The following is a 14127-nucleotide window of genomic DNA, read 5'->3' on the forward strand; positions in this document are numbered from 1 at the left end:
GGCGGAGGGCGGACGCGCCCGCCGCCTCCCCGTCTTGCGGTTGCTGCTGCAACTGCAAAGGCAACGGGCATTCCGACACACCGTTTTATCTATCGACCTTTTCCGGGATGCTCTCCGATAGCGCCTCCAGGCTGACCGGTTTGATCTGCGGACGAGGTGTATCGCGGCCAGTTTTTTCGAGCGTATCGCCCGAAATCCTCGCTGCGATTCTCGCCACCGTATGTTCGCAAATGCGTCCCTGACATTGTCCCATTCCGGCGCGAGTGCATTGCTTGATCGCCCGCAGACTGCCTTTCCACTCTGTCGAGACCTGTATGATCTGATCGGCCGTGACCTCTTCGCACCGGCATACGATTGTCTCGCCTGCGATATCGTCATACAGCGATGCAGCAGGTTTAAAGTTGACTTTGAGGTAGTCCGCGAATGCCTGGTAACGAGCACGCCTGCCGCGGGCCTCGGCCGAGAGCTCGGCATGTTTCGCCTCTGATATCAAACCGAGGTCTACCGCTGCCGTCAGGCCGGCGATCGTGCCTTCAGCCATCGCAACCTTGTGACCCGCCACACCCGTTACTTCTCCCGCAAGCAGGACATTGGGCAGGTTAGAGCGCTGGTCAGCATCGCTTGCTGCGACCCAGCACGCGCCGGCGTCGTCCCACTTGGTTTCGCAGCCCAACAGCCTGACGAGCTGAAGACTGGGAATGAACCCGAAGTTGGTTAGCAAGGAATCGACCGCCACGGTCCTCGTGTTTTGACGCAGGGGACGACCGTGCTCGTCGACAGGAGCAATGACGACCTCTTCCAGCCGACCCTCGCCTCTGGCCTCGATAACCCTCTGGCCGTAGCGCAGGGGAACCCGATGACGCAACAGCGTCGTAAAATAAGTTCGCGCCTCAAGTAGCTTGTCGATGTGAAGCCACGGTTTTGGGAAAGGTCTGAAGAAATCCCGTGCGCTTAATGTCTCGAGTATTTCGACGACTTCCCCGCCAGCCTGGACGAGTTGGGTCGCAACCGGAAGTTGAAAGGGGCCCGTTCCTGACATCAGGATGCGCTTTCCTGGCAGCACAAATTGCGCCTTGAGCATGGTTTGCGCTGCCCCAGCGGTGGTCACGCCCGGGAGCGTCCAGCCAGAGAAGGGGATCGGTCTTTCGTACGCACCCGTTGCAACGATGATCTTTTTGCTGACCAGTCGTTCGCACTGGTTGTCGCACTCCAGTTCAAGCAAACCTTCGTCGAATGCGCCCCACACCAGGGTGTTGGGTCTCACCGTGATACGGTCGTTGGTGGTAACGGCTTGCAGGACGGGTTTGCTGGCCTGATAGCTCTTGCCCAGGAATGATTCGTTAATTCGATTGAATCGGGCTTGCGGTTGGCGAAAGTATTGTCCCCCTGGTTTCGAATACTCGTCGACGACGACGACTCGCGCGCCGCTTTGCGCCGCAGCGATGGCCGCCGACAGTCCAGCCGGACCTGCACCGATGATCGCAATATCAGTCTCTGTAACTTTCATGTTCGTGACAGGCGCCAGTTGTGCTCGTCTTGTGTCGTGACCTGCATGCCAGGTTCCACCTTGGTGAGGCACGCCCGCAGATGCGGACGGCCGTTGACCGTCACGAGGCAATCAAAACAGACACCCATTCCACAAAATATTCCGCGTGGCGCATTGCCCTTGTCGGTGCGTCTGAGGGTGCGTATTCCGGCTGCCAGCAAGGCGGCCGAGATCGTCTCACCCGGGAACGCTTGCACAGTCCTGCCGTCGACCGTGAAGCAGAAGGGGGGCTCGCGCTCGATGCCGTCATGTACGCGCATTGATGAAGGTCCCAAAGCTCACCTCTGGAGTAATCGTTGTCACAAAGTGCCACCCTTCGACATCAAACCGGGAGACAGTCGAAGGGCTCTGTTCCACTTATTCCGTGCTGAAACGCAATCAGTCCGTTACGACGAGAACATCAAGTGCTTCGACCCGATCATCAAGGGCCCAGATCGGATTGACTTCGAAGGCCTGAAGATTCGGGCCGATCGACAGACTGGCATGGGCGATTTTACAAATGACCTGCGCCACTTTCGCAATGTCGACCTTGGGGCCACCGCGAGCACCGTCGAGCAGAGGGCGCGCTCGCAGCGAAGACAGCATTTCAACCACGTCGGCTTCGCTCACGGGAAGAACGCGCAAGCTGACGTCGCGCAGCACCTCGATCCATACGCCTCCCAGTCCGACCGCCAATGTTGGACCAAAAGAGGGGTCGACCGTCACGCCGGCGAATAATTCGACACCTCGCGGTCGCATGGGGCTGACTAGCACACCGTCGATTTTGTCACCCGCTTCACGGCGCCCGGCCTGTTCGACGGACGCGAACGCGGTACGCACTTCGTCAGCGCTGCGCAGATTGAGTGCAACCCCGCCGATGTCCGACTTGTGAGCGATTGCCGCCGAACAGATCTTCAGGACAACCGGGTAACCCAAGCTCTCACTCGCCTTCACCGCTTCGTCGACAGTCTGGACCAAGGTCGCTGGCACGAGCGGCACGTCGTTTGCATCGAGGAGTTGCCGGCCTTCAAACTCCGACCACGCGCCTTTTCGTGAAGCAAGCACGGTGAGCGGCACGGTTTTTCGGGGCGTCTCAGCAGTATGGACCTTTGTGCGCGCCTGGTTCCAGCGCACCGCATGACCGATTGCTTTCAGGCCGAATTCGATGCCGCCAAGCATGAACAGGTCATTCGCATCATAGAGAGAGCTGGCGAACGGGCCCACTTCCATGCAACTCAAGCTGACGGGAATAATGGGTTTTTCCGATTGCCTGAGCATATGACCCACGTGGGCAATTCGCGCTGTGTGCTTCTCCTGATCTTCGGCACTCCCAGCCACTTGAGGCACCACGTTGAAACCGTTGTAAAGCACGAAGTCGAAATTCGGATCCCGACTCACGATCTCTGCGACGACGTCCATCGCCGTTGCGGCCGTTCCTGTGTCCCGGACGGTATCAACGGCTGCCGTATCGAGAGGATTCTGGACGGTGGCGAACTTGGGCAGATACGCTTTCAACTCGGCGAGCGTACCAGGGGAAAAGGACGGCAATTGCAGACCTTCATCCGATGCCCGATCGGCGATGATGTCGCAGGCGCCTCCCGAGCCCGTGATCACTGCCATGCGGGCTCCCTTGAGCGGCGGAACCCGCGAGAGCAACCCCGCAGTGATCAACAGTTCTTCGAGGCTGTGTACGCGCACGACGCCCGATTGGCGGAGCGCCGCCTCGACGACGGCGTCATCACCGGCCACCGCGCCGGTGTGTGCGAGCGCAGCTCTTTGACCTTCCGGCGTTCTTCCCACCTTGAACACAACGATCGCTTTTCCAGCCTCGAGAGCGCGTCGCGCCAGTTGCAGGAAGTGGTCGCCATCCCTGATCTGCTCCAGGAACATCGCGATGACCTGAGTCGCCTCATCCGCAATCATGTACTCAAGGACATCGACCGCGCGAACGATAGCTTCGTTGCCCATGCAGACGACTTTTGACAAGCCGACCGCATGAGTGCGAGCAAGCTTGAGGATCACGCTCGTCAGGGCGCCGCTCTGAAGGATGATCCCAACGCTTCCTTTTGGCATGCTGCTGGGAATTTCTTGCCCGTATGCGCTTACACCATCAGTGAAGTTGATGAAGCCGGGGCAATTCGGTCCGAGAATAGTGATGCCTTTCTCTTGCGCGTCATCTTTTAGCGACGCTTGCAATCGTTGGCCTTCGACGCCCGCTTCTCCGAAACCAGCCGAGATGATGACGGCGTTACGAATGCCAACGTGGCCCGCGTCGGACAGCACTGAAGAAACGGCATCGATCGGCGCGGCGACATAGACCAGATCCACCGGCTTGCTCAGATCCCGCAAGCTTGTCACGCATTCAATACCAAGGACCGTCTTGCGCTTGGGATTGACAGGCACTACCTGGCCGTCAAAGTCGATGATCTTCAAATTGGTAATGGCATTGCGTCCCCAGTATGCATTGTCCGAGGCTCCGACGACTGCCAGGCTGCGTGGCGCGAAGAAAGCTTTGAGACGATCTGCCATGGGTGGTTGAGCAGGCGAGTCATGCACGTGATGGGTTGCCGGCGAGGGCGAAGCACTGGGGACCATTTCCTCAACTTCTCCAAATTTGAACTAGGTTCTGAATGGCTAACCCTGCACCGATGGTGTCCGGTGGAGTGCCCTTAAACAAGGATATTAGTATAATCATTTAACGAAGTCGACCGATTCTGTCCATTCCCCCTTTGAATCAGTTGCAGGTCGCATGAAGCAAGCGCAACGGAGGAATGGACGCCGGACGTGACTAGTCGCTCTTAATAGGCCGGAATTTTGGAAGCGTGCATTCTTCCGTCACCCGGTCGTAAACAATTTCGACCGGCATTCCGATTTTGACGACCTTGGGGTCTGCTGGCACATCGATCACGTTGGTCATCATGCGGCAGCCCTCTTCCAACTCGACGAGGGCAACCACATACGGACCCGATCCCTTGAAGGCTGCGTTCGTAGGGCGGTGAACAACTGTCAGCGAGTAGATCGTGCCGCGACCTGCGACAGGTTTCCACGTTAGGGAGCGCGAGGAACACACAGGACACAGTGCTCGGGGATAGAAGACGAACGTATCGCATTCATTGCAGCATTGGATTTCGAGCTTGCCCCGGTTGACACTGTCCCAGAAGGGGGCAGTGAGCGGGTCCGACTTGGGGAGAGGTTTGAGATAGTCAGTCATGGATTAATCCACCGCGAGGATTGCTGTGCCGGTTGCAGAGAGCTTGCCGCCGGTGCCGTGCACGAGGCCGATCTTGGCGTTGGCCACCTGGCGTTGTCCTTGTCCGGCGAACTCAGCGCGCAATTGGCGCACGCATTCGATGATCGTGAAAATGCCAAACATGCCCGGATGCGTGTAGGACAGACCGCCGCCACTCGTATTGAGCGGGAAGGCGCCGCCAGGCGCGATGCGGCCACCCGACACGAAATCGCCGCCTTCCCCCTTCTTGCAGAAGCCGAGGTCCTCCAGCGAGGTCAGGACCGTGTAGGTGAAAGAGTCGTAGACCTGTGCGACGTCGATGTCGTTGTGCGTAACACCGGCCATGGCGAACGCTCGCGGTCCGGAGATGCGTCCGGGACCCGACGTCAGGTCCGGCATCTGACTGATGATCTGGTGGTCGTGCCCTTCGCCCCAGCCAAGCACTCGCACCGGTTTTTTCTTCAGACTCTTCGCGCGCTCCAGGCTCGTGACAACGACTGCCCCAGCGGCATCGGTCACGAGGCAACAATCCAGCCGTTTGAACGGCCAACTGACAAGGGGCGAGGCGAGAACATCGTCGATAGTCAACGGATCGCGAGAGAAGGCGCGATCGTTGAGTCTTGCCCAGGAGCGAGCCGCCACAGCGATCTCGGCCAGTTGGATTTCCGTCGTGCCATAGACATGCATGTGCCGGGCACACGCCAGCGCATAGGAGCCTGGCGCGCCGGGCGATCCGTACGGCGCTTCGAATTGACCTTCAACGGTCTGTCGATCGCTGCCGCTTGCTGGCAACGCATTGCGAGACCGGCCGCTTTCGCCGTGAACGATCAACGCGACGTCGACCAATCCCATCGAAATTGCGGTTGCTGCATGACCGAGATGCACGATGAACGACGAGCCGCCAACCTGGGTGCCATCAAAATAACTCGGCTGAATGCCGAGGTATTCAGCGACCTCCGTAGTGCGGAATCCCGCGGTGAAGAGTCCGTCGACATCGCGCAGGGTGAGGCCTGCATCATCCAGCGCGTTCAATGCGGCTTCACTGAGCAACTGCATCGAAGTCTTGCCCGGAACATGTCCGATTTCGTCGCTTTCCGCGACGCCCACCACTGCCGCGTATCCATTAGGCTTCATCGATTTTTCTCCGTCTTGATCCAGTAGCGTTTGCCGTCGCCAGTTTCCGTCCAGTCGCTGTCGGCGAGGCTGTCGACGTCACGGCCGAAAGGCATGGCTGCGCGTGGCGGTACATCCGCGGCCATATGTCTTTCGAAGGCGTCAGCCAATGCGTCGGGGGTCCACGGCGTGTTGCCCTCAAGGCGAGCAAGCGTGCGAGGTTGGTCGACGAGGGTGTAGCCGAATCCATAGGAGTGGAAAACCTGGCCGTTGACCGCTGCGGCGCGCTCGGACGCAAGAAACGATACCAGCGGTGCGACGTTGTCAGGATCTTTGGGGGTGCCTTTTGCGTGCTCGCTTGGCCACTTCCCGGTTTCCTCGAAGATGGCTCGCGACTCCGGCTTCGAATCGATCATCCGCGTCGTTCCGGTGGGAAGAACGACATTCGAGGTCACGTTGTATTTGGCCATGGCGTTGGCCGTCGAGTAGCTCAGTCCGATGATGCCGGCTTTGGCGGCAGCATAGTTCGGTTGGCCGGCGTCGCCATAGGCTGAACCCGATGCGAGCGAAATGATGCGGCCGTATTTCTGCTGACGCATCCACGCCGTGGCGGGGCGGAGAACATTGAACAGGCCCTTGAGGTGAACGGCGACCACGGTGTCCCATTCTTCCTCGGTCATATTGAAGATCATGCGGTCTCTGAGCACGCCCGCCGCGTGGACGACGATATCCAGTCCTCCAAACGTGTCGCGGGCCTGATCGATCATGCCTTGCGCATCGGCGTAGCTTGCGACCGAGCCGCCGTTGATGACGGCCTCGCCGCCAAGCGCCTTCACCGCGGCAAGCACTTCTTCTGCAGGTGCGGCATCCGTCCCTTCACCGCCGAGACCGGCGCCGAGATCGTTAATGACCACTCGTGCGCCACAGGCGGCGAGCGACAGCACGATTCCGCGTCCGATGCCGCGACCGCCGCCGGTCACCAGCGCGACTTTCCCTTCTAGCAATTTCATCTGCTCTCCTTCTGTCCGACCAAAAATAGGCAAATAGTATTCTATATAAGTCAAAACTCGGTGACCTGCAAAGTGTCCTGATCGGGGCAAAAATTTTTTCAGGTCCCCTTCCTTGACCCACTGTTTCTTGCGTCATACACTGATAATAGTATACCTATTTTAGAGGCGGAGAAAGGGGTGGTCATGACTGATACGCAGAGAGCGCCGTTGCCGATGTTTGTTGCAGGAGAGTGGGTCCTGGGAAGCGGGCCGACGATCCGGACGATTAATCCGGCTGACGGTTCTTACATAGCAGATATATCGACTGCAACGAAGATCGAGATCGATGCGGCGGTTGCATCGGCAAAGGCGGCGGTTCGTAGTGCTGGCTGGCGGCAGATGAAGGCGCACCACCGGGCAGCTTTCCTTTACAGGATGTCCGAGCTGATTGAGCAGGATAGCGAACGACTGGCCCGCGTGCAGATGAACGACAACGGCAAAACACTAGCTGAATGTCGGCGGCAGATCGCGAGCGCCGCCGGGACGTTCCGCTACTACGCCGCAGCGTGTGAAACCAGGGAGGGCAGCCTCCCTGCGCGCCGCAGTGATGCGGTCGCCATGGCGATCGCGGAACCGATCGGGGTGGTTGCGGCCATCACGCCATGGAACTCCCCGACGACCCTCGAAGCGCAAAAGCTCGCACCCATTCTCGCGGCGGGCAATGCCGTGGTGCTGAAGCCGTCAGAAGTTACGCCGCTGATGGCTTTGGAATATGCGCGCATCGGCGAGAAAGCTGGCTTGCCGAAGGGTGTGCTGAATGTCGTCGTGGGCACGGGCGCGGTCGGCGGTGTGCTGGTAGAGCACCCTGACGTCAACATGGTCAGCTTCACCGGTGGGTCCGCTACCGGAAGCAAAATCGCCGCTGCCTGCGGTGCTTTATTGAAACCCGTTTTGCTCGAGCTGGGAGGCAAGTCGCCGAACATTGTTTTCGCCGATGCCGACATGCGCGCGGCATTGGCGGGTGTCAGCGAAGGTATCTTCTCCGGCGCTGGCCAGTCGTGCGTGGCGGGGTCGCGAATCTTCGTCGAGAAATCAATCTACAAAGAGTTCGTGTCTTCTCTTGTCGAGATCGCCAAAAACTACCGCATCGGATTACCCCACCACGAGACAACGCAACTCGGTCCCCTCGTCAATTTCGAACATCGCGACAAGGTCGCCGCATATGTCGAATTAGGTCGACAGGAAGGCGGCAGGGTGTTGGTGGGCGGCGGCATCCCCACCAACCCCGATCTAAGCCATGGCGCCTACTTCGAACCGACGTTGCTGGAAGGCTTGTCGCCAAAGGCCCGGGTTTGCCAGGAAGAAATCTTCGGACCCGTTGGCGTGATCCTCCCGTTCGAAAGCGAGGATGAACTGATCGCGTTGGCTAATGACTCCGAGTTTGGACTCGCAGCCGGTCTCTGGACGTCCGACTACAAACGCGCGTGGCGCGTCGGCGAGCGCTTGGACGCGGGCACGGTCTGGCTCAACACCTACAAGGATCTCTCCATTTCCACCCCCTTCGGTGGTTACAAAAAGAGCGGCTTGGGTCAGGAAAAGGGGCTGCAGGGCCTTGATATGTACTCGCGGACCAAAAGTCTGCATTGGGCACTAGACAAGCCAAATTTGTCGTGAAACAGTGATACCAGTATCCTTAAATGAGGCATGACGTGATCAAAAAATCCGCGACCGTATTCGATCCCATCTCACTGGAGATCTATTGGAATCGTCTCATTTCGATCGCTGACGAATCGGCCGCAGCTTTGCTGCGGACGTCGTTTTCCACGATTGTTCGGGAATCCAACGATTTCGCCACAGCATTGATGGACGCGCGGGGCAATGCGCTTGCAGAAAACTCCGCGGGAATTCCGTCTTTCGTAGGAACACTACCGCGCACGCTGAGGCATTTCCTCGAGAAGTTTCCCGCCGACAGTTGGAAGCCGGGTGATTGTGTAATCACCAACGATCCCTGGATGGGCACCGGGCATTTGCCGGACGTCACCATGGTGATGCCGATCTATTACAGGGGCCAACTGGTGGCTTTCTCCGGGACCGTTGCGCATCTGCCGGATATTGGCGGTTCGCTTTGGGCGTCGGACTGTAAAGACCTTTTCGAAGAAGGCTTGCAGATCCCGCCGGTTAAATACTACGAAGCGGGCCGGCCGAACGAACTGGTCCTCGAGTTCATCGCCGGCAATGTGCGCGTACCGACCCAGGTGCTTGGCGATCTCGAAGCGCAGGTCATCGCGAACTCGCTGGCCGCGCGACGCGTGGCAGAGTTTCTCGATGACACTGGCGTGGACAATCTGGAAGGGTTGTCGGACGCGCTTCAGGATCGTGCCGAGCAGGCAATGCGCCGCGCGATCGAGAGAGTGCCTGATGGCACGTACCGCTCAGTCGTAATGGCCGATGGATTCGATGCTGACGAAACGCGAATCGAATGCGCGATCACGATCAATGGATCGAATCTGCACGTCGACTATGCAGGAACGTCGAAGCAGATCGATCGCGGCCTGAACTCCGTGATGAACTACACCTATGCCTATACGGTGTACCCGATCAAATGCGCGTTAGATGCGCTCACCCCGCGCAACGAAGGGTCATATCGATCGTTGTCGGTCGATGCACCGGTAGGTTCGATTCTGAACCCGCGCTATCCGGCCCCTTGCAGTGCCCGTCAACTGACAGGGCACCTGCTTGCAGGTGCTGTCTTCGGCGCACTCAGCCAGGCGATCCCCAACGCAGTAGTGGCGGAGTCCGGAAGCGCCCCTACGCTGCGCTCTGTTTATAGCGGGCTCGATCGCAAAGGCAATCGTTTCTCGCAGGTGTTCTTCGCCGCAGGTGGGATGGGCGCGAGCGCCGTACAGGATGGCCATCATTGCACTTCGTTCCCCACCAATACGGGTTCGGGCAGCATCGAGGCTTTCGAAGCAATCGCTCCGTTGATCGTTCGTCGGAAAGAGTTTGTGCCCAATTCGGGGGGCATCGGCAAATTCCGGGGCGGCTTGGGTCAGGAGGTCGAGATCGAGGTGGTATCGCCTGAAACGCTCCGCCTGTCTCTCCTGTCCGATCGGCAGAAGTATCCGCCGCAGGGTCTTTTTGGAGGTGGTAACGGCGCTCCGGTCCAGATCGTCACCGGTAGCGGTCGCAAGCCTCATCCTAAGTCCCGTACTTCGATTGATCCTGGTGAGCGCCTCATTCTCACCTTTGCAGGTGGCGCTGGATATGGCTCTCCTGGCGAGCGCGACCGCGAAGCAATCGAAAAAGATCTGAAGAATGGGTATGTCACGGCTGACGCAGTTCGCCGCGACTACGGCATTGAAATCTAACGAGGAGCACCATGTCGGACAATAAGCAATCCTCAAAGCTAGAGAAGAGCGCGGGTCGTGTGCGAATTGGTGTTGATGTAGGCGGAACTTTCACCGACTTTGTTCTCATCGATGACGAACGGAATTTCATCCATACCGGCAAACGTCTGACCACGCCCGGCGATCCTAGCCGCGCCATCATTGAAGGCGTAGAAAGACTGGTGACGGAAACCGAGACAGCCCTGGCGGCGGTCGATGCAGTGGTCCACGGCACAACCCTGGTCACGAATACGGTGATTGAGCGCAAGGGCGCGAAGGTGGGGCTGCTCACGACCAAAGGTTTCCGCGACAGTCTCGAAATGGGTAAGGAGACTCGCTACGATCTCTATGACCTTTTCTTCGAAAAGCCGGAGCCGTTGGTCCCGCGCTATTTGCGCGAAGAGGTGCGCGAGCGCCTGAACTCTGACGGCGAAGTACTGGAGCCACTGACAATCGAAGACGTCAAGGCGGCCGGTGAGCGTCTCCTCGCCGAAGGTTGCGAAGCGTTTGCGATCTGCTTCCTTCACTCGTACCGCAACGACATCCACGAGCAGCAGGCTCGAGACGTCCTGCGGACGATCGTCGGAGATCGGCCAATCTGCACTTCGGCGGAAGTGGCGCCGGAGATACGCGAGTTCGAACGCGGCAATACAGCATGCGCGAATGCTTATGTTCAACCGCTCATGCAAAGTTATCTCGAGCGACTGGAGCAGCAGTTGCGCGAGCGCGGGCTCAAAGGCTCGTTGCACGTCATGCTGTCTGGTGGCGGATTGACGACGATTCGCGCGGCCAGTGAATTCCCAATCAGACTCATCGAATCCGGTCCTGCAGCCGGTGCGATGGCCGCGACTTTCTACAGTGCGATCACCGGAGTCAAGGATCTGATCTCCTTTGACATGGGTGGTACGACGGCGAAGATGTGCATCATCGAAAATGGGCAGCCCGAGCACGCTCACGAGTTCGAAGCAGCACGCGTGCGTCGCTTCCGCAAAGGGTCGGGCTTGCCCCTGAAGGTGCCAGTGGTCGATCTGATTGAGATTGGTGCGGGCGGTGGCTCCATTGCCCGTGTCGATCAGATGGGTCTTCTCAAAGTGGGGCCGGACAGCGCCAGTTCGGAACCGGGTCCGGTCTGTTATCGCCGAGGCGGCACCGAGCCGACTGTGACCGATGCCGATCTTCTGCTCGGGTATCTCTCGCCGGATTACTTCCTGGGCGGAGAAATGACTCTGGATATCGAGCACGTTCGCAACGCATTGCGGGAGAAGGTCGCCGCGCAGTTGAACATGGATGTGGAAACGGCGGCGGCAGGCATCCACAGCATCGTCAATGAAAACATGGCTTCGGCGACCCGTATGTACATTGCGGAGAAGGGCAAGGACCCGCGTCGTTACAGCATGATTGCGTTTGGTGGTGCAGGTCCGGTCCACGCGTATGAACTCGCCCGTCTATTGAAACTGAAAAAACTGATTGTGCCGCTCGGCGCAGGTGTCATGTCCGCGCTCGGTTTCCTAGTCGCGCCGTTTGGGATTGACTACGTTCGCAGCTATATCTCGCGAGTGGATCAAATCGACTGGAACCATCTCAACCGCCTCTTTGCTGAAATGGAGCATGACGCTCGTGCATTGCTCGTTGAGGCGGGTGCCAAAGAATGCACGATTGTTCGGCAGGCCGATATGCGGTGCGTGGGCCAGGGTTTTGAAATCAAGGTCGATCTACCAGCCTGTACGCTAAGTGCAGACAACCTGCCACAGATCCGCGAAGCGTTCTACAACACCTACGAGCAACTGTTCGGTCGACGACCGGAAGACGTCCCAATCGAGGCATTGAGCTGGCGCCTGGCGGCAGTAGGCGAGGCGCCAAAAATCCGCCTTCGCTTTGACGGAATCCGCACAGGCGATGCGAAGATCGTCAAAGGGACGAGAAAGGCGCATTTCGCGGGTCATGGATACGTGAACTGCAATGTCTACGATCGCTATGCGCTGCGTCCTGGCACGAAGTTCGACGGGCCCGCAATCGTGGAAGAACGGGAGTCGACCGTGATCGTAGGGCCGGATGGTCAGGTGAGCGTGGACGAGCATCTGAATCTCATCGTGAATATCAATTACAACGACGTGGAAGAAGCCACGTCCGAACAAGGGAGCCTTCAGAATGGCAACGACCGTTGAAGTACTAGTCGAAGCTTTCCGCGACGCCGGTACGCCGTTTATCGTTGGCCATCCAGGGGGCGAGTCGGTGGAAATGATGCAGGCGGCCCGGGAACGCGACATGCGCTTCATTCTGATGAAGCAGGAAGTCGCGGGTGCCATGCTCGCCTCGACGTGGGGCGAAATCACTGGCTCGCCGGGAGTTTGCCTCTCTACTCGCGGTCCGGGTGCGACGAACATGGTCAACGGTGTGGCGTACGCCTATCTCGATCGCGCGCCGCTGATTGCAATCACCGACCAGTATTCGTCTCCGACTTACGAAACCGGGTTGCGTCAGCGAATCAATCATCAGGCCATTTATGCGCCAATTACGAAGTGGCAGACGTCGATCCAGGCGAAGACAGTCCGCCATCAGGTTCGACGCGCAATGCGCACTGTGTCGGGTCCGCCGCCTGGGCCTGTTCAGTTCGACATGCCGCAAAGCGAGACAACGAGAGAAGCGGGAACGTACGTCGCAGAGGCCGCGCTTCAACCCAACGTCAGTCACTTTCGCCCCGAGAAGGCGGATCTGAAAGACGCTCTGTCGATGCTTCGGGGAGCGCGAAAGCCGATTCTCCTGGTCGGTATGGGCGTCCTGTGGTCGCGGGCTTCGTCGCAGTTGGTGTCGCTTGCCGAGCGTCTCGGCGCGCCAGTTTTGACCACAGGAAAGTGCAAAGGCGTGATCCCTGAGGATCACGCTTTGCGGGCGGGTTGCATCATCGGTGGCCTGATCGAGCGTAAGCTCATCCAGCAATCGGATCTCATTATTACAGTGGGTTTGGACGCAGTAGAATTGCAACCCAAAGCTTGGCCATACACGATTCCAATTCTCAGCATCGCGGGAACGCCCGACTTTGATGCGTTGGTTCCGTCCACGCTGGAAGTCATCGGTGACTTGAAGCTGTTGCTGCAGTCATTCGCTGAGTGGGTGGAAGGCGGGAGTGACTGGGGAGTGAGCGCAGCGCGTATTTTCCGCGACGATGTCGTGAATGCCCTGAACACACCGGCGAAAGGTCTGTCTCCCCAGCGCGCCATGGAAGTTGCTCGTGCGGTTTTGCCACGTGACACGATTGCGACCTGTGACGCCGGCGCAAGCCGCCTACTGGTGGTTCAGAAGTGGGAGTCCTATGGTCCGCGCGAGTTTTTGACTTCGAACGGTCTCGGTTCCATGGGTTACGCGGTTCCTGGTGCACTGGGGGCACGCCTCGCTCATCCGTATCGGCCCATCGTGGCGTTCTCCGGCGATGGCGGTTTTCTGATGGCGGTCGCGGAACTGCAAACGTCGGTGCGCGAAAAGCTGCCAATTATTGTGATCGTGCTCGATGACGAGCAGATCGGTCTGATCCGGGTCAAACAGGAAATTAAGGGCTTGCCAGCATACGGCGTGCACACCGGGGGGATGAACTGGGAAAAGCTTGCGCAAGGCTTTGGTGCTGATGGCGTCGTGGTCGACAACGAGCGTGCGTTGGCCGATGCAATCTCCTTTGCTTTGAAACAGCCCGACAAAACCACATTGATTGCCGCCCGTATCGACCCGTCTGGTTATGTTGCGCAATTCAACGCGCTACGAGAACTGTAACTGTTGTTGGGTCTGTGTCGCACAGGCGCCCGCTGGGTAGGGTGCCTGATGTGTTATCAGATCAGGAGTATGGCGCGGGGATTTTGTCGATAGATTCTCTTGCTCAGTTGCTTCCTCAGGCGC

At 58.6% G+C, this 14127-nt stretch carries 10 protein-coding genes; 4 read left to right on the forward strand and 6 right to left on the reverse strand.

Features of this window, described 5'->3' with window-relative positions; translation table 11 throughout:
* Window positions 1-85 precede the first annotated feature (85 nt).
* The 6 genes from KHO30_RS11245 to KHO30_RS11270 form a co-directional block, all read right to left on the reverse strand.
* On the reverse strand, window positions 86-1507 hold the full coding sequence (locus tag KHO30_RS11245) for an NAD(P)/FAD-dependent oxidoreductase (protein WP_211701063.1): 1422 nt from the start codon (window positions 1505-1507) through the stop codon (window positions 86-88).
* A complete protein-coding gene (locus tag KHO30_RS11250) occupies window positions 1504-1806 on the reverse strand; it encodes a (2Fe-2S)-binding protein (protein WP_211701064.1) in 303 nt (100 codons plus the stop codon). The genes KHO30_RS11245 and KHO30_RS11250 overlap by 4 nt, the downstream gene beginning before the upstream one ends.
* Before the next feature lie 118 nt (window positions 1807-1924).
* The gene (locus tag KHO30_RS11255) at window positions 1925-4054 is read right to left on the reverse strand and encodes an acetate--CoA ligase family protein (protein WP_211701065.1); all 2130 of its coding nucleotides are present in this window, start codon (window positions 4052-4054) and stop codon (window positions 1925-1927) included.
* A gap of 259 nt (window positions 4055-4313) precedes the next feature.
* Entirely contained in the window at window positions 4314-4736 is a 423-nt protein-coding gene (locus tag KHO30_RS11260; RefSeq protein ID WP_211701066.1) for a Zn-ribbon domain-containing OB-fold protein, read from the reverse strand.
* A gap of 3 nt (window positions 4737-4739) precedes the next feature.
* A complete protein-coding gene (locus KHO30_RS11265) occupies window positions 4740-5888 on the reverse strand; it encodes an acetyl-CoA acetyltransferase (RefSeq protein ID WP_211701067.1) in 1149 nt (382 codons plus the stop codon).
* Entirely contained in the window at window positions 5885-6877 is a 993-nt protein-coding gene (locus tag KHO30_RS11270) for an SDR family oxidoreductase (protein WP_211701068.1), read from the reverse strand. Before KHO30_RS11270 ends, KHO30_RS11265 begins: the two co-directional genes overlap by 4 nt.
* Before the next feature lie 183 nt (window positions 6878-7060).
* Here KHO30_RS11270 and KHO30_RS11275 point away from each other — a divergent pair, with 183 nt between their 5' ends.
* Genes KHO30_RS11275 through KHO30_RS11290 form a run of 4 tightly spaced genes read left to right on the forward strand, consistent with a single transcriptional unit; the run spans window position 7061 to window position 14004 of the window.
* Complete coding sequence (locus KHO30_RS11275; RefSeq protein WP_211701069.1) at window positions 7061-8530, forward strand: aldehyde dehydrogenase; 1470 nt, start codon at window positions 7061-7063, stop codon at window positions 8528-8530.
* Window positions 8531-8565: 35 nt separating this feature from the next.
* Window positions 8566-10224, forward strand: a complete 1659-nt coding sequence (locus KHO30_RS11280; RefSeq protein WP_211701070.1) for a hydantoinase B/oxoprolinase family protein — start codon at window positions 8566-8568, stop codon at window positions 10222-10224.
* Window positions 10225-10235: 11 nt separating this feature from the next.
* A complete protein-coding gene (locus KHO30_RS11285) occupies window positions 10236-12407 on the forward strand; it encodes a hydantoinase/oxoprolinase family protein (protein WP_211701071.1) in 2172 nt (723 codons plus the stop codon).
* Window positions 12391-14004: a thiamine pyrophosphate-binding protein gene (locus KHO30_RS11290; protein ID WP_211701072.1), complete on the forward strand. Its 1614-nt coding sequence runs from the start codon at window positions 12391-12393 to the stop codon at window positions 14002-14004. The genes KHO30_RS11285 and KHO30_RS11290 overlap by 17 nt, the downstream gene beginning before the upstream one ends.
* Window positions 14005-14127 lie beyond the last annotated feature (123 nt).

This window comes from Paraburkholderia aspalathi (assembly GCF_905220735.1).
Classification (GTDB): domain Bacteria; phylum Pseudomonadota; class Gammaproteobacteria; order Burkholderiales; family Burkholderiaceae; genus Paraburkholderia; species Paraburkholderia aspalathi.